Raw genomic sequence first — 21,004 nt, forward strand, 5'->3', positions numbered from 1 at the left:
GCTGGGCATCGACGGATTCGCCTGGCCGTGGCTGTTGCTGGCGATTCCCTTGCCGTGGCTGGTGCGCATGTCGATGCCGGCGCGTGCGAACCCGCAGCCGGCGCTGCGCGTGCCGTGGGGCGAGCGCCTGCGCAAGGTGGCCTCGGGTCGCGTGCTGGAGGTGACATCGCGCGGCTTCCCGTGGCTGGCGATGCTGGCCTGGTGCCTGCTGTGCGTCGCCGCGGCGCGTCCGCAGCAACTCGGACCGGCAGTGGCGCCGCCGCAGGTCGGCCGCGACATGATGCTGGCGGTCGATTTGTCCGCCAGCATGGGCGAGGAAGACATGGAACTGGGCGGGCGCCTGGTCGATCGCCTGACCGCGGCCAAGGCGGTGCTGGCGGATTTCCTCGACCGACGGGTCGGCGATCGCATCGGCCTGGTCGTGTTCGGCGACCGCGCCTTTGCGCTGACGCCGTTGACCCTGGATCGCGACAGCGTGCGCCAGCAACTCGATGCAAGCGTCGTCGGCCTGGCCGGGCGCGCGACCGCGCTGGGCGATGCCATCGCGCTGTCGACCAAGCGCCTGCAACAGCAACGCACCGAGCAGCGCGTGCTCATCGTGCTCACCGATGGCGTCAACACCGCCGGCGTGCTGGAGCCGGCCAAGGCCGCGCAGATCGCCCGCGATACTGGCGTGCGCATCCACGCGATCGCCTTCGGTGGCGAAGGCGGCGGCGCGTTGTCGGTATTCGGCCTGCAGTTGCCGACCGGTGGCGACGAGGTCGACGAAGCCGGCTTGCAGCGCATCGCCAAGCTCACCGGCGGGCGCTTCTTCCGCGCCCGCGACACCGAGGCGCTGGCCGGCATCTACGCGGAGATCGACGCGCTGGAACCGGTCCAGCGGCAAGGCCAGGCGGTGCGCCCGCGGATCGAGCGCTACCCGTGGCCGCTCGGCCTCGCGCTGGCGTTGGGCGTGCTGGCGCTGCTGCTGCGGAGGCGCGGATGAGCCTGCTCTCCGCCCTGCATTTCCTGCGCCCGTGGTGGCTGCTGGCATTGCTGGTCCTGCCGCTGATCGCGTGGTGGTGGCGCAGGCAGGCGCAACAGCGCAATCCGTGGCGCGACGTGGTCGATGCGCACCTGCTGCCGCACCTGCTCGAAGGCGAAGCGGATGGCCACGTGCGCGCATGGCCGCGCTGGTTCGCATTGGCTGCGGCCGCGCTGGCGATCATTGCGCTGGCGGGTCCGAGCGCTGGCAAGGACGAGCAGCCGCTGTGGCAGGCGCAGGAACCGTTGGTGATCGCCTTGGACCTGTCCAGCGCCACCCTGGCACGCGACCTGCCACCGACGCGGCTCGCCCAGGCGCGGGCCAAGCTGGCGACCCTGCTGCGCGAACGCGCTGGCAGCCAGGTGGCCCTGGTCGCGTTCGCCGGCGATGCCTTCACGGTGGCACCGTTGAGCGAGGACGCCGCCAACATCGCGCTGTTCCTGGATGCGCTATCGCCGGGGGTGATGCCGGAAGACGGCCATCGTGCCGATCGCGCCATCGCCTGGTCGCAAGGCCTGATGCGCCAGGCCGGGTTCGAACGCGGGCAGGTCCTGTTGCTGACCGACCGCGCCGACGGCACCGATATCGCAGCCGCCGCGAAAGCGAATGCCGCGGGCTACCGCGTGTCCGTGCTTGGGCTGGGCACGGCGCAGGGCGGCGTGTTCGATACCCCGGAGGGACTCGGCCAGGCGCGACTGGATGCGCCTGGCCTGCGTCGCCTCGCGGCGAGCGGTGGCGGCAATTACCAACAATTGACGCCGGGCGATGCCGACCTGCGCGCGCTGGGCGTGCTGGATCCAAGCCAGGACGCCGGCACCAGCGTGCGCGGGCAGAAGGTCTCGCGCTGGCGCGATGACGGCTACTGGTTGTTGCCGCTGGTGATGTTGCTGTGCCTGCCGCTGTTCCGTCGTGGCGGTGCATTCGCGCTGCTGCTCGCCTGCGGCATGCTGTTGCCGGTCGCACCCGCATCCGCGCAGTCGACGTCGTCCGGTGGCAGCCTGTGGCAACGCGCAGACCAGGCCGAACACGCGCGCATGCAGGACGGCATCGCCGCCTACCGGCAGAAGGACTATCCGCGCGCGATCGAACGTTTTTCCACGGTGGGCGGCGCGGAGGGCCAGTACAACCTCGGCAATGCGCTGGCCAAGGCCGGGCGCTATGACGATGCGATCGCCGCCTACGATCGCGCCTTGGCGTTGCAGCCAGGAATGCAGGACGCGACCTTCAACCGCAACCTGGCGCGATTGGCGAAGAAGTTGCCGAAGCGCCCGCAAGACCAGGGCGAGAACAAGGACGGCAAGCAAGACGAGGACGGGCAAACCGGCAAGGACGGCAAGACCGACCCGCAGGCGCGCCAGGGCAAGGACCAGGACAAGCACTCGCCGCAGCCCGACCCGCCGCAGCCCACCAACGCGCCGCCACCGCCGCGCGATCCGCAATCGCAGGCACGGGCCGATGCCGCGCAACGCGAGCGCATGCAGCAGGCACTGCGCGAACAGCAGACCAAGCAGGACGGCAAGGGCAAGGACGGGAAACCGCAGCAAGCGTCCGCTGAGCGCGGCAAGCCCGCGGAAACCCCGGAACAGCGCGAGCGCAGGCTGGCCAACGAGGCCTGGTTGCAGCGCGTGCCGGACGATCCCGGTGCGTTGCTGCGTGCGCGCTTCCTGTTGGAACAGCAGCGGCGTCGCGGAGGCGGCCCGTGAGCCGCGTGCTTGCATGGTTGCTCGTCGCGATGCTGATGCTTGCCGCATCGCCCGTGCAGGCGCAGACGCGCGCCTGGCTGGATCGTGCGCAGGTCGGCCATGGCGAAACCGCGACCCTCAACATCCAGACCGACCAGTCGGTGGCGTCGATCGACTATGCGCCGCTGCAACGGCAATTCGATGTCGGCGGACAGACCGTGCGCCGCAGTTACCAGCGCAGTAATGGACGCTCGACCGCGATGTCGTTGTTCGTGGTCGGCATCCGTCCGCGCGGACCCGGTGTGTTCACCGTGCCGGCGCTGCGCGTCGGCAACGTCACCACCGCGCCCTTGCAATTGACGGTGGTGGCGCCTTCGGTGCTGCCGGCCAGCGGCGATGCCGACGCCTTCGTCGAAACCGTGGTCGATGCCGCGCGGCCGTATGTGCAGCAGGCGGTGGGCGTGCAGGTGCGCCTGCACTACGCAGTGCCGTTGATGTCCGGCCAGCTCGAACAGGATCCACCGATGGGTGCGAGCCTGCGCCAGGTCGGCGAGGACCTGACCTACCAGCGCGAGATCGATGGCCGTCGCTACAACGTGGTCGAACGCCGCTTCTTGCTGATCCCGGAGCGGAGCGGCGTTTTGTCGTTGCCGGGCGCGCGTTTCAACGGCCAGACCATGGGCGGGTTCTTCGACCAGGTGTTCGACGACGGTCGCAAGGCGGTGTCCGCTGCCGCGCCGGTCAAGCGCCTGGACGTGCAACCGATTCCATCGGGCGTGCCGCAGCCGTGGTTGCCGCTCCATGACCTCAAGCTGCGTTACGTGCAGGCGCCAACGCGCGCGCGCGCCGGCGAAGCGGCATCCGTCGAGATCGAAGTCATCGCCGATGGCGCCACCGCCACGCAGCTACCGCCGGTCGCGCTGGCGGACACGGCGGGCGTGCAACTGTTCGCGGATCCGCCGCAGGTCGACGAACAGTTCGTCGAAGGCCGGCCGCGCAGTGTGCTGCGCCGGCGCATCGCGATCGTGCCGTTGCAGCCGGGCGCGGTGTCGATCGCGGGCCCGCGCATCGAATGGTGGGATGCGGCGCAGGGCGTGGCGCGCACGGCGATGCTGCCGCCGTTGCAACTGCAGGTGGCAGCGGGCACGGCCGCCGCCACGACATCGACCGATGCCACGCAACCCGCGAATCCGGGCGTGCCATCGGGCGATGCCGCGCAATCGTGGTCGCGATGGTGGCCCTGGCTGTTGCTGATCGTTGCATTGCTGGTCGCGCTCGGAGGGTGGCGCTGGTCGCGCGCGAAAGGATCCGTGTCGGAGGCGAAGCGCGATGCGCCATTGCCCGTTGCGCAGGTCGCCGCAATCCCCTCCTTGCAGGAGGCATTGAAGCGCGGCGACCTCGGCGTGATCGCGCAGGCGTTGGGTGTCGCGGCCGCGATGCGCAGCGACGACCTCGATGGCGTGCGCCGGCGACTGGACGATGCCGCGCAAGTCGATGCGGTGATGCAGTTGCAGGCGGCGCGCTGGGGCGATGGCGATGCGGCATCGGCACTCGCTGCATTGCGCGCTGCGTTCGCGAAGGGACCGCGCTGGCGCAAGCCCACGAAGGCATCGACCTCGCTGCTGCCACCGTTGTACCCGGAGCGTTGAGGCAGCCCCTTCGACGTCGTGGCTTCGCCACGACGCTCGGGCGAACAAGTTCGGTTTGTTAAGCTCGCCCGCTACACGGAGCGGGACGAAGCGATGAGCGAAGCGAAGGCCACCGGCGGCAAGCTGCCACTGCACTGGAAGATGCTGATCGGCTTCCTTGCGGGCCTGGCCCTGGGCCTGGTCGCGCACCATGGCGGCGGTGCGGATGTCGGTTGGGTGCAATGGCTCACGACGTACGTGACGCAACCGGCGGGCACGCTGTTCCTGCGCCTGATCTTCATGCTGGTGATCCCGTTGCTGTTCTCCGCGCTGATCATCGGCGTGGCCGAGATGGGCGACGTGCGTTCGCTGGGCCGCGTGGGGTGGAAGACGCTGGGTTACACGATCGTCGCATCCGGCGTCGCGGTGGCGCTGGGCCTGGTGCTGGTGAACTGGCTGCAGCCGGGCGCGGGCGTGGACCCGGCGGCGGCGCAGGCGATGCTGGCGCAGGGCGCAGACCGGGCCAAGGACATCGTCGGCACCACGGCCTCGCAGCCGAAGGGCCTGGACATGCTGTTGGCGATCGTGCCGGACAACGTGGTCAAGGCCGCGGCGGAGAACACCATCCTGGCGGTGATGTTCTTCGCGCTGATGCTCGGCGTCGGCCTGGTGCTGACCCGCACGCCGGCGACCGAGACGCTGTTGCGCGGGATCCAGGGCCTGTTCGACGTCTCGATGACCCTGATCGGCCTGGTCATCCGCCTGGCGCCGTACGCGGTGTTCTGCTTCATGTTCAACCTGGCCGCGCTGTTCGGCTGGGACCTGCTGCGCTCGCTGGGCGCCTACGTTGGCGTGGTGGTGCTCGCGCTGGCGCTGCACATGGTCGTGGTCTATTCGCTGATGCTGAAGTTCCTGGGTGGCTGGTCGCCGCTGACGTTCTTCAAGGGCTCGCAGGAAGCGATGGTGATGGCGTTCTCGACCGCGTCGAGCAACGCGACGCTGCCGGTGTCGTTGCGGGTCGCCGAGGAGAAACTGCACCTGCCGAAGAAGATCTCGCGCTTCGTGCTCACCGTCGGCGCCACCGCCAACCAGAACGGCACCGCGCTGTTCGAAGGCGTCACCGTGCTGTTCCTCGCCCAGTTCTTCGGCGTGGATCTTTCGCTCACGCAGCAGGTCACGGTGATGTTCGTCTGCATCCTCGGCGGGATCGGTACTGCGGGTGTTCCCGCTGGCTCGTTGCCGGTGGTGGCGCTGATCTGCGGCATGGTCGGCGTGCCGCCGGAGGGCATCGGCCTGATCCTCGGCGTGGATCGCTTCCTCGACATGTGCCGGACCACGCTCAACGTGACCGGCGACCTGATGCTCGCGGCAGTGGTGTCGAAGGGCGAGGAAGCCGCGGAAGCCGCGTAGCCGCTGCGTTTCGGGCTCAGGTTCCGGATCGGGCCGCGCGCGTGGGACAATGGGCGGCCCGCATGCCGCCGGGCGCCTCCCCACGATGCCCCCCCATGACGACGCCTAGCCGCCGCGACCTCGCCAACGCCATCCGTTTCCTCGCCATCGACGCGGTCCAGGCCGCCAATTCCGGCCATCCGGGCATGCCGATGGGCATGGCCGACATCGCCGAAGTGCTGTGGAACGATGTTCTCAAGCACAACCCCGCGAACCCGCGCTGGGCCGACCGCGACCGCTTCATCCTCTCCAACGGCCACGGCTCGATGCTGCAGTACGCGCTGCTGCACCTGAGCGGCTACGACCTGTCGATCGACGACCTGAAGCAGTTCCGCCAGCTGGATTCGAAGACCCCGGGTCATCCCGAGAACTTCATCACCTGCGGCATCGAGACCACCACCGGGCCGCTGGGCCAGGGTTTCGCGAATGCGGTCGGGTTCGCGCTGGCGGAGAAGTTGCTGGCGCAGCGCTTCAACCGCGACGGCCATGCCATCGTCGACCACCGCACCTGGGTGTTCATGGGTGATGGCTGCCTGATGGAAGGCATTTCGCATGAAGCGGCATCGTTGGCCGGCACCTGGGGCTTGAACAAGCTGGTCGCGTTCTGGGACGACAACCACATCAGCATCGACGGCAACACCGATGGCTGGTTCACCGACGACACCCCCAAGCGTTTCGAAGCCTACGGCTGGAACGTGGTGCGCGGCGTCGACGGCCACGATCCGGTCGAGATCCGCACCGCGATCGAGACCGCGCAGAAGTCCTCCGACAAACCCACCCTGATCTGCTGCCGCACCACGATCGGTTTCGGCTCGCCGAACAAGGCCGGCAAGGAGTCGTCGCACGGTTCTCCCCTGGGCAAGGACGAAGTGCTCGCCACCCGCGAGGCGTTGGGCTGGACGCATGGCGCATTCGAGATTCCACAGGACTTGTACGACGGCTGGCGCGCGCGCGACCTGGCCAGCGTCGAAGCCGATTGGGATGCGCGCTTCGCTGCGTACGCTGCCGCGTTCCCGAGCGAGGCCGCCGAATTCCAGCGCCGCCTTGCAGGCGACCTGCCGGATGGTTTCGTCGACGCCGCACTGGCCTTTGCCATCAAGACCCAGCAGGACGGCCCGACCATCGCCAGTCGCAAGGCCTCGCAGAACTGCATCGAGGCATTTGCGCCGCTGCTGCCGGAACTGGTCGGCGGCTCCGCCGACCTGGCGCATTCCAACCTGACCCTGTGGAAGGGCAGCAAGTCGGTGGCCAGCACCGATCCGAACGCGAACTACATCTATTCCGGCGTGCGCGAGTTCGGCATGACCGCCATCAGCAACGGCCTGGCCCTGCATGGCGGCTTCATCCCGTACGACGCGACCTTCCTCGTCTTCAGCGACTACGCCCGCAACGCGGTGCGCATGAGCGCGCTGATGGGCGTGCGCGCGCTGCATGTGTACACGCATGATTCGATCGGCCTGGGCGAGGACGGCCCGACCCACCAGCCGATCGAGCATCTCGCCTCGCTGCGCTACATCCCCGACAACGATGTCTGGCGCCCGTGCGATGCGGTGGAATCGGCGATGGCGTGGAAGGCCGCGATCCAGCGCGCCGACGGCCCGAGCTGCCTGGTGTTCAGCCGCCAGAACCTGCCGCACCAGCCGCGCGACGAAGCCCAGTTGCTCGACATCGCGCGTGGCGGCTACGTGCTGAAGGACAGCGCGGGCGTGCCCGATGTCATCCTGATCGCCACCGGTTCCGAAGTCGGGCTTGCGATGCAGGCGGCCGCACGACTCGGCGATGGTGTCCGCGTGGTCTCGATGCCGAGCACCGACGTGTTCGATCGCCAGGACGCAGCCTACCGGGAATCCGTGCTGCCGAAGGCGGTGCGCAAGCGCGTCGCCATCGAAGCCGGCGTCAGCGATTTCTGGCGCAAGTACGTGGGCCTGGATGGCGCGGTGATCGGCATCGATACCTTCGGTGCGTCCGCGCCGATCGAAGCGCTGCTGCCGCATTTCGGGTTCACCGTCGACAAGGTGGTCGAGGCCGCGCAGTCCCTGTAACAGGGACTGCGACGTTCGGGAACTGTCCGGCATCCTGTCTGTCACAGGCTGTCGAGCCGGCAAGCGGTGGGGGACGGGTGACGGATAACCAGAGCGCGGGCGAATTGATCGAGCTGCGTGGCGTGCGCCGCCGCTATGCCATGGACGGGCAGGTGGTGGAGGCATTGGCCGGCATCGACCTGCGTATCGGTGCGGGCGAATTCATCGCCATTACCGGCGCGTCCGGTTCGGGCAAGTCGAGCCTGCTCAATATCCTCGGCTGCCTGGATCGCCCGACCGAAGGCTGCTATCTGATCGAAGGTCGCGACGTGGCCGGCATGGACGACGAGGCCGCCAGCGACATCCGCAATCGCCGCATCGGCTTCGTGTTCCAGAGCTTCCACCTGTTGCCGCGGTTGACCGTGCTGGAAAACGTGCTGCTGCCGTTGCGCTTCCATCGCGACCCGCCAACGGACGCAGGCGCGCATGCGCGCGAATTGCTGCGCAAGGTCGGGCTGCAGGAGCGCATGGAACATCGGCCCTCGGAGCTTTCCGGCGGGCAGATGCAACGCGCCGCGATTGCCCGTGCGTTGGTGCTGCGCCCGGCGATCCTGCTGGCCGACGAACCCACCGGCAACCTGGATTCCAGGAGTGCGGCCGACGTGCTGGGCCTGATCGACGACGTGCATGCCAGCGGCCAGACCGTGGTGATGGTCACCCATGACAACGACATCGCCGCGCGCGCGCCGCGCCGGATCCGCCTCCGCGACGGCAAGGTCGAACATGACATCCGCCAACATGCGCATTGAACTGCGCGCTGCATGCGTGGCCTGCGCGGTGGCGCTGGCATGGCCGGCGTTGGCTGGCAATGCCACGGTGATCACCGGTGAAGTGCAGGCCGTGAATGCGCAGCCCATCTACACGCCGGAGTCGAATTCCTCGCCGGTGGTGATCCGCTATTTCATCGCCGAAGGCACGCAGGTGAAGAAGGGCGACGTGGTGCTGCGCATTGATCCCGGCCAGTCCGCCAGCCAGGTGCGCGACATCGAGGCCAACATCGAGCAGACCCGCGCACGCGCCGCGAAGGAACTGGCGGAACTGCAGGTCAAGCGGGTCGATGCCGAGCTTGCGCTGGGCGATGCCGAGGCCGCGCTCGCCACCGCGAAGATCGACGCGAAGGTGCCACGAGAACTGATTTCCCGGCTCGACTACGACCGCTACCAGGGCGAGCTCGACCGCGCCACCCGCGAGGCCGCGCTCAAGCGCACCGAGCTTGCTTCCGCGCGCGCCGCGGTCGAACGCCGCAGGAACGACGGCGCGCTGGAAGTGCAGAAGCTGCAAGTGCAGCGCGACTACAGCGCCACCCGCATGCGCAACTCGGAAGTGCGGGCGGATCGCGACGGCATCGTCGTGCACGGGTTCAACCAGGGCTGGCTGGAAGGCCGGATCGATGAGGGCTCCTCGACCATGCCCGGCAGCAAGGCCGGCGAAGTGGTCAGCGGCGGCGCGATGCGCGTGCGCGCATGGGCGCTGGAACCGGATCGCCGGCACTTGCGCCTCGGCCAAGGCGTGCAACTCGCCTTCGATGCCTATCCGGGGCACCATCTCCCCGGCCGCATCCAGGCGATCGCCGGTGCGCCGGACCGCAAGCCGGAATGGGGCGAGGGCCGCTATTTCACCGTCGACATCGACCTGGTCCAGCAGCCGAAGTTCAAGTTGCTGCCGGGCATGAGCGTGCGGGTGACTGCGCCATCGGCAACCGGAGCAGCGTCGCGATGAAACGCCTGCTCTTGGCATCCGCCCTGCTGTGCATGGGGACGGCCATCGCCGGCACGCTCAAGATCGATGGCGAGGTCTATGCGCAACGTACCGCCTCGCTGATGCCGCCCGCGGTCGACGACCTGTGGCAGTTCAACATCACCCAGCTCGCGCCCGACGGGAGTCCGGTCAAGCAGGGCGATGTGGTGCTCGCCTTCGATGGCAGCGAACTGATGAAGCGGCTCACCGAGAAGCAGAGCGTGCTGAAGGAGAAGCAGAGCCAGCTCGACAAACTGCTGCTGGAACTGGCCGAGCGCGAGCGCAACGAACGCCTGGGCACCGCCGAAGCGATGTCCAATCGCGAGAAGGCGCAGCGCAAGACCACGCAGCCGGAGGAAATCATCGGCGGCATCCCGTACCGCAAGCTGATGGTCGCGCGCCAGCAGGCCGACCGCCGTGCGGCGCTGGTCGAGCAACGCGAGCGCCTGGCCGCGGAACAACGCGTGCAGGAACGCCGCCTGCTCGGTTCCGAAGTCGAGCAACTGCAGGGCGAAGTGAAGGAACTGCAGGCCTCGCTGATGGCGATGAACGTCACCGCGCCGCGCGCCGGCCTGATGATGCACAGGAGCAACTGGCAGGGCGAGAAGTTCGATGTCGGCACCCAGGTGTGGAAGGGCATGTCGGTGGCCGAAATCCCCGACACCGCAACACTCGCGGTGCGCGCGCAATTGCCGGAGCGCGACCTGACCCGCGTGCAAGTGGGCGCGCCGGCGCGGATCGTGATCGAGGGCGGTGCAGGCAGTGCGCTCAAGGGCCGCGTGGTCGCGCTGGGGCGCACCGTGCGCAGCAAGTCGCGGGTGCAGCCGATCCCGGTGGTGGATGTCGAGATCAGGCTGGACGATCCGCGTGCCAGGCTCAAGCCCGGGCAGCCCGTGCGCGTGGAAGTGACCGTGGCCGACGTGGTGGCGGCGCAATGAAGGCCCGCGCGTTTTCGCTCGCCTGTCTCGTCGCACTCGGACTGTGCGCCTGTCGCGAGGATGCGCCGCAGCCCGTGCTGGAAACCGTGGCCGCAGGCGACATCGTGCTCAGCGTGCAGGCCGGCGGCGAACTCAAATCGTCCAAGGCCACGCCGTTGATGGTGCCCGGCCAGAACTGGTCGTCGCGTCGGCTCACCTGGATGGTGCCGGAAGGCAGCCTGGTGAAGAAGGGCGAACTGATCGCCCGCTTCTCCGCCGAGGAGGGCGCGCAGCAACTGGCGCAGGCGATGATCGACCTGCAGCGCAATGCGCTGGCGCGCTCGGCGAAGGAAGGCGAACTGGATGCCGGTCGCGGCCGCGTCGACGTGGACCTGGCGAAAGTCGGCACCGACCTCGGCATTGCCCGCCGCTATGCCGACGCCGATCTCAGCACGATGGCCCGCAACGACGTGCTCGATGCGGTGCAGGATTCGCGCTTCCTCGGCACCAAGCAGGACACCCTGCAATGGAAGCGCGGCCAGTTCGGCGTGCGCGGTGGTGCGGAACTCGCGGTGCTGGACGCCCAGCGCGCCACCTATTCGATCAATGCGAAGACGCGGCAGGACGACCTCGACGCGCTGGAACTGCGTGCGCCGAACGATGGCGTGTTGATGCTCAGCGCCAACTGGACCGGCGAGAAACCCAGCGTCGGCAGCAACCTCTATGCCGGCACCGATTTCGGCAGCCTGCCGGACCCGGGTGCGATGGAGGTGGAACTGACCCTGCCGCAGATCGAGGCGCAGGGCCTGCGCGCCGGCATGGCGGTGGAACTGCATCCGGTCGGCCAGCCCGCACAGAAGATCGCGAGCACGTTGAGCTGGGTGGCCAGCGCTGCCAAGCCGCGCAGCCGCAACAACCCAGTCAAGGTGTTGTCGATGAAGGCACCGATCCCGGCCGACGCGATCCGAAAGTACGGCCTGGTGCCCGGGCAGAGCATGCAGGCGACGATCATCCTGCTGCGCACCGCCGATGCGCTGAGCGTGGCGAATGTCGCGATCGAAAGCGACGATGGCCGCAGTTACGTGCAGGTGCGCGATGGCGATGGCTTCAAGCGGCGTGAAGTGGCCCTGGGCATCCGCGGCACCGCGCGTTCGCAGGTGACGAAAGGCCTGCGTGCAGGCGAGCAGGTGCGGTTGGCCAGCGGCATTGCGCCGGATGCGGAAGCCGCAAAGACAGGCGCATCCGCGGAAAACAAGAACAAGTCGGCGAGCGAAGGCGAGGCAGCGAACCCATGATCGACTCTCTGCTGCAACGCCTTCCGCAGATCTGGCGCGAGGCCATCGACGAACTCTGGCGTCGGCGCCTGCGCACGCTGCTGACCCTGCTCGGCCTGATCTTCGGCGTGGGCGCGATCGTGGCGATGCAGGCGGTCGGCGAAGGCAGCCGGCGCGAGGCGCTGCGCCTGGTCGAGAGCCTGGGCCTGCACAACCTGATCGCCGTCGCCACGCCGCAGGACGACGACACGCTGAAGGAGACCCGCGCGCGCAGCTTGGGCCTGAGCATCGCCGATGCGCGCGCCGCGCTGGCGGTCGTGCCGGGCGCCGAAGCATTCGCCGCGGAGAAGCCTGTCAAGACGCATTCGGTGTTCAGCGATTACGCCAGCGGCGAGGCGCAGGCCAGCGGCGTCAGTGCCGACTGGTTCGCACTGTCGTCGTTGCAGGTCGCGCGTGGCCGCGCATTGACCGCGCAGGACGAGGATGCGCTGGCGCCGGTTGCCGTGCTCGGCCACCAGGCCGCGACCGCGTTGTTCCCGCGCGTCGATCCGCTCGGCAAGCACGTCAAGGTCAACCACGTGTGGCTGGAAGTCGTCGGCGTGCTCGCCGATCGCGACCTCGGCAAGGACAGTTTCGAAGGCGTGCCGTTGGGCCTGGAAAGCAACCGCGTCTACCTGCCGCTGGCGAGTGCGCGTGCGCGCTTCAAGTTCCAGGAACAGGAGGACGAAGTCGACCGCTTCCTGTTGCGCCTGCGCGATCCGCAGCAGCTCGCTGCCGGCGCCAGCGTGCTTGCGGCAATGCTCGACCAGCGCCATGCGGGCATGCGCGACTACACGCTGGTGGTGCCGCAACAGCTGTTCCGCCAGCACCAGCAGACCCAGCGCATCTTCCAGGTGGTGATGGGGGCGATTGCCGGCGTCAGCCTGCTGGTCGGCGGCATCGGCATCATGAACATCATGCTGGCGAACGTGCTGGAACGTCGCCGCGAGATCGGCCTGCTGCGCGCACTCGGCGCGCGCCGTCGCGACGTGGTTGCGCAATTCCTGCGCGAAGCCAGCGTGATTTGCGTGGTCGGCGCACTCATCGGCCTGCTGTTCGGCACCGTGCTGGCCTACCTGATCGCCACCTTCGCCGGCTGGCAGGTCGCGTGGGCGCCGCTGCCGATCCTCCTGTCCGCCGGATTCTGCGCGCTGGTCGGCATGGCCTTCGGCGTGTATCCGGCGCGGCAGGCGGCGCAGCTGGATCCGATCACCGCGCTGCGGCACGAGTGATTGAAGCAACGCGCGCTGGTTTCTTCATCGGACGCTTGACCGAGGTCATCGAAGGCCGGCATGGCGATGTGCACCAGCGACGGCATGGCGTGGTCGCCGCCGGCGGCATTGTTCCAGGCAGGCGATCCGCTCCCCACGGGCACGCAGCCGGGCGCGGACTGCGATTACTGCCCACTGCTGGCCAGTGCCGTACCGGTGGTGCTGGCGACGCTGTTGTTGCTGCCGCCACCGGCATCGCCACCGCCATCCGCATTCCCCACGACATCGCCGCGTGATGCATCGCTCGCGCACGGATTGGGTGCGCGAGGGCCGCCACGCCTCTCCTGAACCACAAGACCATCTCTCCGCGAGGTCGCATGCCTCGCTCCTTGTGTTCCGGAGCCAAATCCCATGTCCCGTTCCCCGATTGCGACGGCGCTGCCGTCGCGACTGGCGCTTGCCTGCGCCATCTCGCTTGCCGCACTGCCCGTCGCCGCGTCCGATGAGGGCGCCAGGACGCTCGACCGCGTCATCGTCACCGCATCGCCGGTGCAGCCGCTGACCTACGACACCGATCCGAAGTTGCCGCGCCAGCCGGTGCCCGCCAGCGATGGCGCCGACTACCTCAAGACCATTCCCGGCTTCAATGCCTTGCGCAACGGCGGCACCAATGGCGATCCGGTAATGCGCGGGATGTTCGGCTCGCGGCTCAACCTGCTGAGCAACGACGGCAGCATGCCCGGTGCGTGCCCGGCGCGGATGGACAATCCGATGTCCTACGTCGCGCCGGAAACCTACGATGCGTTGAGCGTGATCAAGGGTCCGCAGGCCGTGCTCTGGGGGCCGGGCGCGTCGGCCGGCACGGTGCGCTTCCAGCGCGAGACGCCGCGTTTCGACAAGCCCGGGCTGCGTGTGCAGGGCAGCCTGCTGGGCGGCAGCTTCGGTCGCAACGACCAATTGCTCGACGCCACCGCTGGCGCATCCAGGGGCTATGCGCGTGTTGCTGCCAATCGTTCCGAAGCGGACGACTACGCGGACGGCAACGGCGAACGCGTGCCATCGGCATGGAAGAAGTGGAATGCCGACGTCGCGTTGGGCTGGACGCCGGATGCCGACACCCTGCTCGAACTCAACCTTGGCGAAGGCGATGGCCAGGCGCGCTATGCAGGCCGCGGCATGGATGGCGCGCAATTCAAGCGCGAGAGCCGCAGCCTGCGCTTCGAGAAGGGCGGTTTCGATGGTGTGTTGAAGAAGCTGCAAGCCAGCGTGTTCCGCAACCACGCCGATCACGTGATGGACAACTACACCCTGCGCGATCCTGACCCGATGGGCATGATGCCGATGCCGGTCGCGGCGAACGTGGATCGTCTGACCAACGGAGGGCGCGTGGCGCTGGACTGGGGGTGGAGCGCCTTTGCGCTGACCACAGGCGTCGACCTCCAGCGCAGCGAACATCGCGAACCCAGTGCGATGGGCGAGGGCGCGTACGCCGCAGTGCCGTGGGCCGACGATGCCGGGTTCCGCAACACCGGCATGTTCGCCGAGGGCACGTGGACACTGACGCACGGCCGCAAGCTCATCGCCGGCGCGCGTTCCGACCGCGCCCAGGTCACCGACCGCCGCGCGACCAGCGGGATGATGGCGATGCCGAACCCGACCTTCGGCATGACCCGCCGCGAGACCTTGCGCAGCGGATTCCTGCGCGTGGAGCACGACGCGGCACGCGGTATCGGCTGGTACGCAGGCCTCGGCCACGCGCAACGCATGCCCGATTACTGGGAACTGTTTTCCGCCGACACGTTCGGCTCGGGCATGGGATCGATGGGAGGGCCCAACGCCTTCGCCGGCGTCGCGCCGGAGAAGACCACGCAACTGGATGTCGGTGCACAGGTTCGCAGTGCGCGCGCGTCGGCGTGGGTGTCCGCGTACGCGGGCCGGATCGACGACTTCATCCTGTTCACCTATCGCAGCGGCGGGACGATGGGCACGACCACTTCGGTCGCCAATGTCGATGCACGCATCCACGGTGCCGAAGCCGGCGCGGAGTTCCAGCCGGATGCGGACTGGACGCTGGGCGGCACGCTGGCGTGGGCCTGGGGCGCGAACACCAGCGCGGGCACGCCATTGCCGCAGATGACCCCGTTCGAAGCGCGCCTGACCGCTGCCTATGAAGGCGAGAAGTGGAGCGGCGGTGCGTTGCTGCGCATCGTGGCGGCGCAGGATCGCATCGCCATCGACCACGGCAATGTCAGCGGGCGCGACCTCGGGCCCAGCGCGGGGTTCGCGATCCTGTCGGTGAACGGCGGCTATCGTTTCAGCGAGGCCGTGCAGCTCAGCGCCGGCATCGACAACCTGTTCGATCGTGCCTACAGCGAGCATCTCAACCTGGCCGGCAGCGCCGATTTCGGCTATCCCGCAGACCCGGTGCGGATCGCCGAGCCCGGCCGCAACCTGTGGCTGAAGGTGAACCTGCGCTACTGACGGCCAGCACCCGGGCATGCCGCGTGCCATCCGGGCGCGGTTTGCCCGGCGTGGTTGACATGTTCGTTTACATGTGTAATTTTCAAACCAATTACGGATGTAAACGACATGCAGATCAGCGACGCGGAAGCGGTGGTGATGGACGTCCTCTGGAAGCGCAGCCCGCTGTCCGCCGAAGATGTCGTGGCGTCGCTGTCCTCGCGGCAGGACTGGCAGGAAGCCACGGTGAAGACGCTGCTGAATCGACTGCTGAAGAAGGGGGCGATCGATGCCGAGAAGGACGGCCGCCGCTACCTGTACGCGCCGGTGCTGCAGCGCGAGGCCTGGGTGCAGGGCGAGAGCGAAAGCCTGCTGGACCGGGTGTTCGGTGGTCGCGTGGCGCCGCTGGTGGCGCACTTCAGCGAACAACGCAAGCTGAGCCGCAAGGACATCGCCGAACTGCGCAAGCTGCTGGACGGGATCGACGATGGCCGCCGCTGACCTGAGTGCATGGCTGGTCGAAGCCACGCTGGCCGGAAGCGCGGCATTGCTGGTCGTGCTTGCGCTGCGCGGGCCGTTGCGCCGCGTGTTCGGCGCGGGCGCCGCGTATGCGGCATGGAGCGCGCTGCCGGTCGTGCTGGTTGGCACGCTGCTGCCTGCGATGCCGATGCCAGTGCCGTCGCTGCCGATGTCGGTGATGCAGGCTCCCATCGCGATGCTGGCGGAAACGACAGCCTCCAGGGCCACGCCCGACATCGCGGTGTTGGCCTGCCTGTTGTGGTTTGCCGGCTGTGCCGTCTTCGCCGCCTGTTTCGCCTGGCAGCAACGCCGTTTCGTCCGCGGGCTCGGGCGCATCGCGACGCGCGGTGATGGGATCTGGCTGGCCAAAGCCACTGCGGGCCTGCCCGCGGTCATCGGTGTCCTTCGCCCGCGCATCGTGATGCCGGCGGATGCGCTGTTCCGCTACGACGCCACCGAACGCCGCCTGATGCTCGCCCACGAACGCGAGCACATCCGCCACGGCGACCTTCTGGCCAACGCCGCTGTCGTGGTGCTGCGTTGCGTGTTCTGGTTCAACCCGCTGCTGCACGTCGCCGTGCGCCGCTTCCGCGACGATCAGGAACTGGCCTGCGACGCGCGGGTAATCGCGCGCAATCCGCAGCAACGCCGCGCCTACGGCGAAGCCATGTTCAAGACCCAACTGGCCACGCAGCGGCTGCCGCTGGGTTGCCACTGGGGGCAGTCCCATCCGCTCAAGGAGAGAATCGAAATGCTCAAGCAACCGACACCGTCTTCCCTGCGCCGCAACAGCGGCCGCGCGCTGGTCATCGCGATCCTGCTGGCCTCGGGCTATGCGGCATGGGCGGCGCAGCCTGCGCAACCGTCGATCTCGACCGTGCCAGCCGGCAAGATCGCCGCCGACATCGCATTGCGCGTGGACGACGGTGAGCCCGTGCGCTTGCGTGCGGTCACCGACGAGGGCGTGCCTTTCTCGGTGAGTGGCGAACACGATGGAAAACTATATGCGATCGAGGGCACGGTGACGCGCATGCAGCATGCGGGACAGCCCGCGTTGGCGCTGGATCTGCGCATTGTCGAAGGGGGCGGCCAGGTCACCGATCCGAAACTCGTCAGGCAGGTTGCGTCGCCCAAGATCGTGCTGCGCAACGGCAAGGCCGGCAGTATCCGAATGGGTGAGGAAACCCGCAGCAAAGACGGCCAGGCCGCGACGTTCAAGGGCCTGCGCCTGGACATCGTGCTGACCGATTCGATGCCGGTCGCGTCGCGCGTGGCCAAGCCGGCGCCCGTGCAAGCCAGTGCATCCAGCCGCAAGCCGACGCCGATCACCGCCCGGCAGGCGATGGCATCGACGACGGGCAATTTCAACACCTACGAGCGGATGCAGGCCTCGCTCAGCGCCAGCTGGATGCCGCCGAAGCCGCCGCAGGACGATTGCTGACGTCGCCTGGTCGAATCAGGCGAACAGCAGTTTCCCCGACGCGATCAGCAGCACGACCACCAATGCATAGCGCAGCCCGCGCACCGGCAACCACTTCAATCCGAACTGGGTGCCGAGCAGCGCGCCGATCGCGACCACGCCAAGCCACCACGGCAGCATCGCCGGCAGCGACTGGCCGGAATGCAGCAGGCCGGCAAGCCCGGTCAGCGAATTGATCCAGACGAAGGCCACGGACACGCCGCTGGCCTCGCGGGTCGGCATCCAGCGCGCGAACAGCAGCAGCGGCGTCAGGAAGATCGCGCCGCCGGTACCGGTCAGGCCGGACAGGGTGCCGATGGCCGCGCCGATCAGCAGGCCGGCCATCCAAGGCACGTCGCGGTCGCGCGCGGCCTGGTCTTCGGCCTCGGCGCGCGACGCATGGCGGAACACGCCAATGGCTGCGACCAGCAACACGATGCCGAGCAGCAGTGAATAACTTTCCTTCGGAAGTTTCACCTGCGCGGACAGGAACGCGGCCGGTGCCGAGGCCAGCACGAACGGCAGCACATTGCGCCAGCGCACATGGCCCCCGCGCCACCAACGCCACAAGCCGATGCCGCCGACCAGCAGGTTCAAAGCGAGTGCAGTCGGACGCACCTGTTCGGGGGCGAAGCCGAGCAGCGCCATCGACGCGATGTAGCCGCTGGCACCGGCATGACCGACCGACGAATACAGCACCGCGACCGCGAAGAACAGCGCGGCCAGCAACAGGTCGGTGTTGCTCACGGTGCCGCCTGCGCTCCGATGGTCTGGTTCAACAGTTGCGCGAGCCGCCACGCCGCCTGGCGCACGCGCTGCTCGGCCAGCGGGCGCATCGCATCCAGGTAGGCGCTGTCCATGGTGTGCCTGTCCTCGGGCGGATAGATGCCGCGCGCCTCGATCAGGCGGCAGGACTCGCCGGCCCAGGCCAGTGGCATCACGTCATGCGCGGAGGGTGCGGGGAACGGCGGCCACGGCAGCGCATCGAGCTTGTTCGCATACGACGGTTGCTCGCGTCCGGCGCTGGCGAGGATGTAGAAATCCCAGACCGAGTGCAGGTTGGTGCCCATCACCCCGTCCACGTACTTGCTGCGGTTGTACGCCTCGGGTTCGATCGGCGTGCGCAGGCTGACCTGGAAGCCGTTGCCGCCGGCGTCGGTGCGGCTGCCGGCGTGCATCGGCTGGTGCGCGTCGCCGATGAAGTGGACGATGAACTTCAGTGCGTCGCGCCGTGCCTCGATCGGCTGGCTGCGGTCGGCCAGGATCGCGCGCTGCGCCTCGATCGCGCCGACCACGCAATTGCCGTCCGGGCAATCGCGGGCCAGGTCGAAGCCGCAGCCACCACCCTTCGCATTGATGTAGTGCAACTTCGACGTCGCCTTGAAGCGCGCCGGGTCGCTGTCGCGCAGGTCGTCGGCCCACGAGGCCACGCCGGCCAGGGTGGGATCCGTCTCGCCCGCAAGCAGGCGCGCGATGTCGGCCTTCGCGGTCGGGTCGAGATGGCGCTCGGCGAGGTCGCCGACCAGTGCGTGGCCCTGCCGGCCCCATGCGAAGGCGGTGGAGGCGATGCCCAGGCAGAGCAGGGCGACGAGGATGCGGAATCTGCGGGGATTGGCCATGCCGGCAGGATAGCCCGGCATGGCCGACGACGGTATGACAGCGGTGGCGTCAGAGCGTGAACACGTAGGCGATGCCGTACACCGACGGATCGATGTTCACCGTGTTCTTGGTGCCCAGGTTGGCGCCGTTGAGCTTGACCCGGGTGTCGATGTCGACCTTGCGGTAGTCGAGGCGGATCGCACCCTTCTCGCCGACCTTGAAATCCACGCCCACGTGCGCAGCCAGGCCCCAGGAATCCGACAGGTCGAGGTTGGCGCCGGCGATCGCGCCCTCGGCCTTGGTGCTGAAGAAACGGGTGTAGTTCACGCCGAGGCCGACGAAGGGCTTCACCTTGCCCTGACCGAAGTGATACTGCAGCGAGACCGTCGGCGGCAGGTGCTTGGTGGAACCGACCTTGCCCACGCCGGCCACGCTGATGTCGTGCTGGAACGGCAGCGCGGCGAGGACTTCGATGCCGAGGTTGTCCTGCAGGAAATATTCGCCGGTGATGGTCGGGCGGACGTTGCTGCCCACGTCCATCGTCAGGTTGCCGAGCGGCGTCGCGGTCAGCGTGCCGTTGTCGGACTTGGGGGCGACGTTGTGCGCGCCGATGCCGACAGTCCAACTGCCGGCGGATTGGGCGAGAGCGGGGGTGGCGGCCAGGGCGAGCACGGCGGCCAGGGCGATGCGGAGGGGGTTCATGCGGGAGCTCCAGTGGGGGTGGTTTCAACTGGAACCAGTCTCCGCCGGCATCGACGCGCGCACCTTGACCATGATCAATTCCGCGCCCGCGGAATGCGCGGGACGATTGGGTAGAATGTCGCCTTCCCCACGAACCATCCGCCAGGAGCGTCAATGGCCATCAAGGTCGGCATCAACGGTTTCGGTCGCATCGGGCGCTGCGTGTTCCGCGCGGCGGTGCAGAACTTCGGCGACGACATCGAGATCGTCGCGATCAACGACCTGCTGGAACCGGACTACCTCGCGTACATGCTGCGCTACGACTCCGTGCATGGCCGCTTCAAGGGCGACGTGTCGGTCAAGGACGGCCAGCTGGTGGTCAACGGCAAGACCATCCGCCTGACCGCGGAGCGCGATCCGTCCAACCTGAAGTGGGACGAGGTCGGCGCCGACGTGGTGCTGGAATCCACCGGCCTGTTCCTGGACAAGGACAGCGCGGGCAAGCATCTCGCCGCCGGCGCGAAGAAAGTGATCCTGTCGGCGCCGTCGAAGGACGACACGCCGATGTTCGTGCACGGCGTGAACTGCAAGTCCTATGCCGGCCAGGCGATCATCAGCAACGCGTCCTGCACCACCAACTGCCTGGCCCCGCTGGCCAAGGTGCTGGACGACAAGTGGGGCATCAAGCGCGGCCTGATGACCACCGTGCATGCGGCGACCGCCACGCAGAAGACCGTGGACGGCCCGAGCAACAAGGACTGGCGCGGCGGCCGCGGCATCCTCGAGAACATCATCCCGTCGTCCACCGGCGCGGCCAAGGCCGTCGGCGTGGTGCTGCCGCAACTGAAGGGCAAGCTCACCGGCATGTCGTTCCGCGTGCCGACCAGCGATGTGTCCGTGGTCGACCTCACCGTCGAACTCGAGAACCCGGCGACCTACGCCGAGATCTGCGCGGAAATGAAGGCGCAGTCGGAAGGCGCGCTGAAGGGCATCCTCGGCTACACCGACGAGAAGGTGGTCGCCACCGATTTCCGCGGCGACGCGCGCACCAGCATCTTCGACGCGGAAGCCGGCATCGCGCTGGACAGCACCTTCGTCAAGCTGGTCAGCTGGTACGACAACGAATGGGGCTATAGCAACAAGTGCCTCGAGATGGTCAAGGTCGTCGCCGCATGAACGCGTGATCCAGGGTTGCACCCGTTCGACCGAAGCCCCGCACCCGCGGGGCTTCGCTGCTTGTGCGG

At 68.2% G+C, this 21,004-nt stretch carries 18 protein-coding genes; 15 read left to right on the forward strand and 3 right to left on the reverse strand.

The window, feature by feature from the left end:
- Positions 1–67: 67 nt before the first annotated feature.
- From ACE3T8_RS03400 to ACE3T8_RS03465, 14 genes are all read left to right on the forward strand, one after another.
- Positions 68–985 (forward strand): VWA domain-containing protein, encoded by a 918-nt coding sequence (locus ACE3T8_RS03400; RefSeq protein ID WP_374607051.1) that lies wholly within the window; start codon positions 68–70, stop codon positions 983–985.
- Positions 982–2,727, forward strand: a complete 1,746-nt coding sequence (locus ACE3T8_RS03405; RefSeq protein ID WP_374606811.1) for a tetratricopeptide repeat protein — start codon at positions 982–984, stop codon at positions 2,725–2,727. Before ACE3T8_RS03400 ends, ACE3T8_RS03405 begins: the two co-directional genes overlap by 4 nt.
- Positions 2,724–4,355 (forward strand): BatD family protein, encoded by a 1,632-nt coding sequence (locus ACE3T8_RS03410; protein WP_374606813.1) that lies wholly within the window; start codon positions 2,724–2,726, stop codon positions 4,353–4,355. Before ACE3T8_RS03405 ends, ACE3T8_RS03410 begins: the two co-directional genes overlap by 4 nt.
- A 93-nt stretch (positions 4,356–4,448) precedes the next feature.
- On the forward strand, positions 4,449–5,744 hold the full coding sequence (locus tag ACE3T8_RS03415; protein ID WP_374606815.1) for a dicarboxylate/amino acid:cation symporter: 1,296 nt from the start codon (positions 4,449–4,451) through the stop codon (positions 5,742–5,744).
- 95 nt (positions 5,745–5,839) lie between these two features.
- Positions 5,840–7,825, forward strand: a complete 1,986-nt coding sequence (tkt, locus tag ACE3T8_RS03420) for a transketolase (protein ID WP_374606817.1) — start codon at positions 5,840–5,842, stop codon at positions 7,823–7,825.
- Positions 7,826–7,902: 77 nt separating this feature from the next.
- Positions 7,903–8,613 (forward strand): ABC transporter ATP-binding protein, encoded by a 711-nt coding sequence (locus tag ACE3T8_RS03425; protein WP_374606818.1) that lies wholly within the window; start codon positions 7,903–7,905, stop codon positions 8,611–8,613.
- Positions 8,603–9,583: an HlyD family secretion protein gene (locus ACE3T8_RS03430; RefSeq protein WP_374606819.1), complete on the forward strand. Its 981-nt coding sequence runs from the start codon at positions 8,603–8,605 to the stop codon at positions 9,581–9,583. The genes ACE3T8_RS03425 and ACE3T8_RS03430 overlap by 11 nt, the downstream gene beginning before the upstream one ends.
- A complete protein-coding gene (locus tag ACE3T8_RS03435; protein ID WP_374606821.1) occupies positions 9,580–10,539 on the forward strand; it encodes an HlyD family secretion protein in 960 nt (319 codons plus the stop codon). Before ACE3T8_RS03430 ends, ACE3T8_RS03435 begins: the two co-directional genes overlap by 4 nt.
- A complete protein-coding gene (locus ACE3T8_RS03440) occupies positions 10,536–11,813 on the forward strand; it encodes an efflux RND transporter periplasmic adaptor subunit (protein WP_374606822.1) in 1,278 nt (425 codons plus the stop codon). The genes ACE3T8_RS03435 and ACE3T8_RS03440 overlap by 4 nt, the downstream gene beginning before the upstream one ends.
- Positions 11,810–13,063, forward strand: coding sequence for an ABC transporter permease (locus ACE3T8_RS03445; RefSeq protein WP_374606824.1), 1,254 nt, complete (start codon positions 11,810–11,812; stop codon positions 13,061–13,063). The genes ACE3T8_RS03440 and ACE3T8_RS03445 overlap by 4 nt, the downstream gene beginning before the upstream one ends.
- Positions 13,064–13,123: 60 nt before the next feature.
- Positions 13,124–13,390, forward strand: coding sequence for a DUF2946 family protein (locus ACE3T8_RS03450; protein ID WP_374606826.1), 267 nt, complete (start codon positions 13,124–13,126; stop codon positions 13,388–13,390).
- Positions 13,391–13,453: 63 nt separating this feature from the next.
- On the forward strand, positions 13,454–15,523 hold the full coding sequence (locus tag ACE3T8_RS03455) for a TonB-dependent copper receptor (RefSeq protein WP_374606828.1): 2,070 nt from the start codon (positions 13,454–13,456) through the stop codon (positions 15,521–15,523).
- A gap of 108 nt (positions 15,524–15,631) precedes the next feature.
- The gene (locus ACE3T8_RS03460; protein WP_374606830.1) at positions 15,632–16,003 is read left to right on the forward strand and encodes a BlaI/MecI/CopY family transcriptional regulator; all 372 of its coding nucleotides are present in this window, start codon (positions 15,632–15,634) and stop codon (positions 16,001–16,003) included.
- On the forward strand, positions 15,990–17,462 hold the full coding sequence (locus tag ACE3T8_RS03465) for a M56 family metallopeptidase (RefSeq protein ID WP_374606832.1): 1,473 nt from the start codon (positions 15,990–15,992) through the stop codon (positions 17,460–17,462). Before ACE3T8_RS03460 ends, ACE3T8_RS03465 begins: the two co-directional genes overlap by 14 nt.
- 15 nt (positions 17,463–17,477) lie before the next feature.
- On the opposite strand, the gene ACE3T8_RS03470 is transcribed toward ACE3T8_RS03465, so the two are convergent.
- From ACE3T8_RS03470 to ACE3T8_RS03480, 3 genes are read right to left on the reverse strand one after another with little or no spacing between them, the layout of a single operon-like run.
- Positions 17,478–18,227: a sulfite exporter TauE/SafE family protein gene (locus ACE3T8_RS03470; protein WP_374606834.1), complete on the reverse strand. Its 750-nt coding sequence runs from the start codon at positions 18,225–18,227 to the stop codon at positions 17,478–17,480.
- Positions 18,224–19,099 (reverse strand): S1/P1 nuclease, encoded by an 876-nt coding sequence (locus ACE3T8_RS03475; RefSeq protein WP_374606835.1) that lies wholly within the window; start codon positions 19,097–19,099, stop codon positions 18,224–18,226. The genes ACE3T8_RS03470 and ACE3T8_RS03475 overlap by 4 nt, the downstream gene beginning before the upstream one ends.
- A 49-nt stretch (positions 19,100–19,148) precedes the next feature.
- Positions 19,149–19,781, reverse strand: coding sequence for an OmpW family protein (locus ACE3T8_RS03480; protein WP_374606837.1), 633 nt, complete (start codon positions 19,779–19,781; stop codon positions 19,149–19,151).
- A gap of 153 nt (positions 19,782–19,934) precedes the next feature.
- Here ACE3T8_RS03480 and gap point away from each other — a divergent pair, with 153 nt between their 5' ends.
- Complete coding sequence (gap, locus tag ACE3T8_RS03485; RefSeq protein WP_374606839.1) at positions 19,935–20,936, forward strand: type I glyceraldehyde-3-phosphate dehydrogenase; 1,002 nt, start codon at positions 19,935–19,937, stop codon at positions 20,934–20,936.
- Positions 20,937–21,004: the final 68 nt, after the last annotated feature.

Origin of the sequence: Thermomonas sp. (assembly GCF_041919455.1) — a bacterium.
GTDB lineage: Bacteria > Pseudomonadota > Gammaproteobacteria > Xanthomonadales > Xanthomonadaceae > Thermomonas.

Excerpts from the sequence above, each read along its gene's own strand:
- ACE3T8_RS03400 (WP_374607051.1), top strand. The coding sequence starts at position 68 with ATGTCGATGCCGGCGCGTGCGAACCCGCAGCCGGCGCTGCGCGTGCCG.
- ACE3T8_RS03405 (WP_374606811.1), top strand. The coding sequence starts at position 982 with ATGAGCCTGCTCTCCGCCCTGCATTTCCTGCGCCCGTGGTGGCTGCTG.
- ACE3T8_RS03415 (WP_374606815.1), top strand. The coding sequence starts at position 4,449 with ATGAGCGAAGCGAAGGCCACCGGCGGCAAGCTGCCACTGCACTGGAAG.
- tkt (WP_374606817.1), top strand. The coding sequence starts at position 5,840 with ATGACGACGCCTAGCCGCCGCGACCTCGCCAACGCCATCCGTTTCCTC.
- ACE3T8_RS03430 (WP_374606819.1), top strand. The coding sequence starts at position 8,603 with ATGCGCATTGAACTGCGCGCTGCATGCGTGGCCTGCGCGGTGGCGCTG.
- ACE3T8_RS03435 (WP_374606821.1), top strand. The coding sequence starts at position 9,580 with ATGAAACGCCTGCTCTTGGCATCCGCCCTGCTGTGCATGGGGACGGCC.
- ACE3T8_RS03440 (WP_374606822.1), top strand. The coding sequence starts at position 10,536 with ATGAAGGCCCGCGCGTTTTCGCTCGCCTGTCTCGTCGCACTCGGACTG.
- ACE3T8_RS03445 (WP_374606824.1), top strand. The coding sequence starts at position 11,810 with ATGATCGACTCTCTGCTGCAACGCCTTCCGCAGATCTGGCGCGAGGCC.
- ACE3T8_RS03450 (WP_374606826.1), top strand. The coding sequence starts at position 13,124 with ATGGCGATGTGCACCAGCGACGGCATGGCGTGGTCGCCGCCGGCGGCA.
- ACE3T8_RS03455 (WP_374606828.1), top strand. The coding sequence starts at position 13,454 with ATGTCCCGTTCCCCGATTGCGACGGCGCTGCCGTCGCGACTGGCGCTT.
- ACE3T8_RS03460 (WP_374606830.1), top strand. The coding sequence starts at position 15,632 with ATGCAGATCAGCGACGCGGAAGCGGTGGTGATGGACGTCCTCTGGAAG.
- ACE3T8_RS03465 (WP_374606832.1), top strand. The coding sequence starts at position 15,990 with ATGGCCGCCGCTGACCTGAGTGCATGGCTGGTCGAAGCCACGCTGGCC.
- ACE3T8_RS03475 (WP_374606835.1), bottom strand. The coding sequence starts at position 19,099 with ATGGCCAATCCCCGCAGATTCCGCATCCTCGTCGCCCTGCTCTGCCTG.
- ACE3T8_RS03480 (WP_374606837.1), bottom strand. The coding sequence starts at position 19,781 with ATGAACCCCCTCCGCATCGCCCTGGCCGCCGTGCTCGCCCTGGCCGCC.
- gap (WP_374606839.1), top strand. The coding sequence starts at position 19,935 with ATGGCCATCAAGGTCGGCATCAACGGTTTCGGTCGCATCGGGCGCTGC.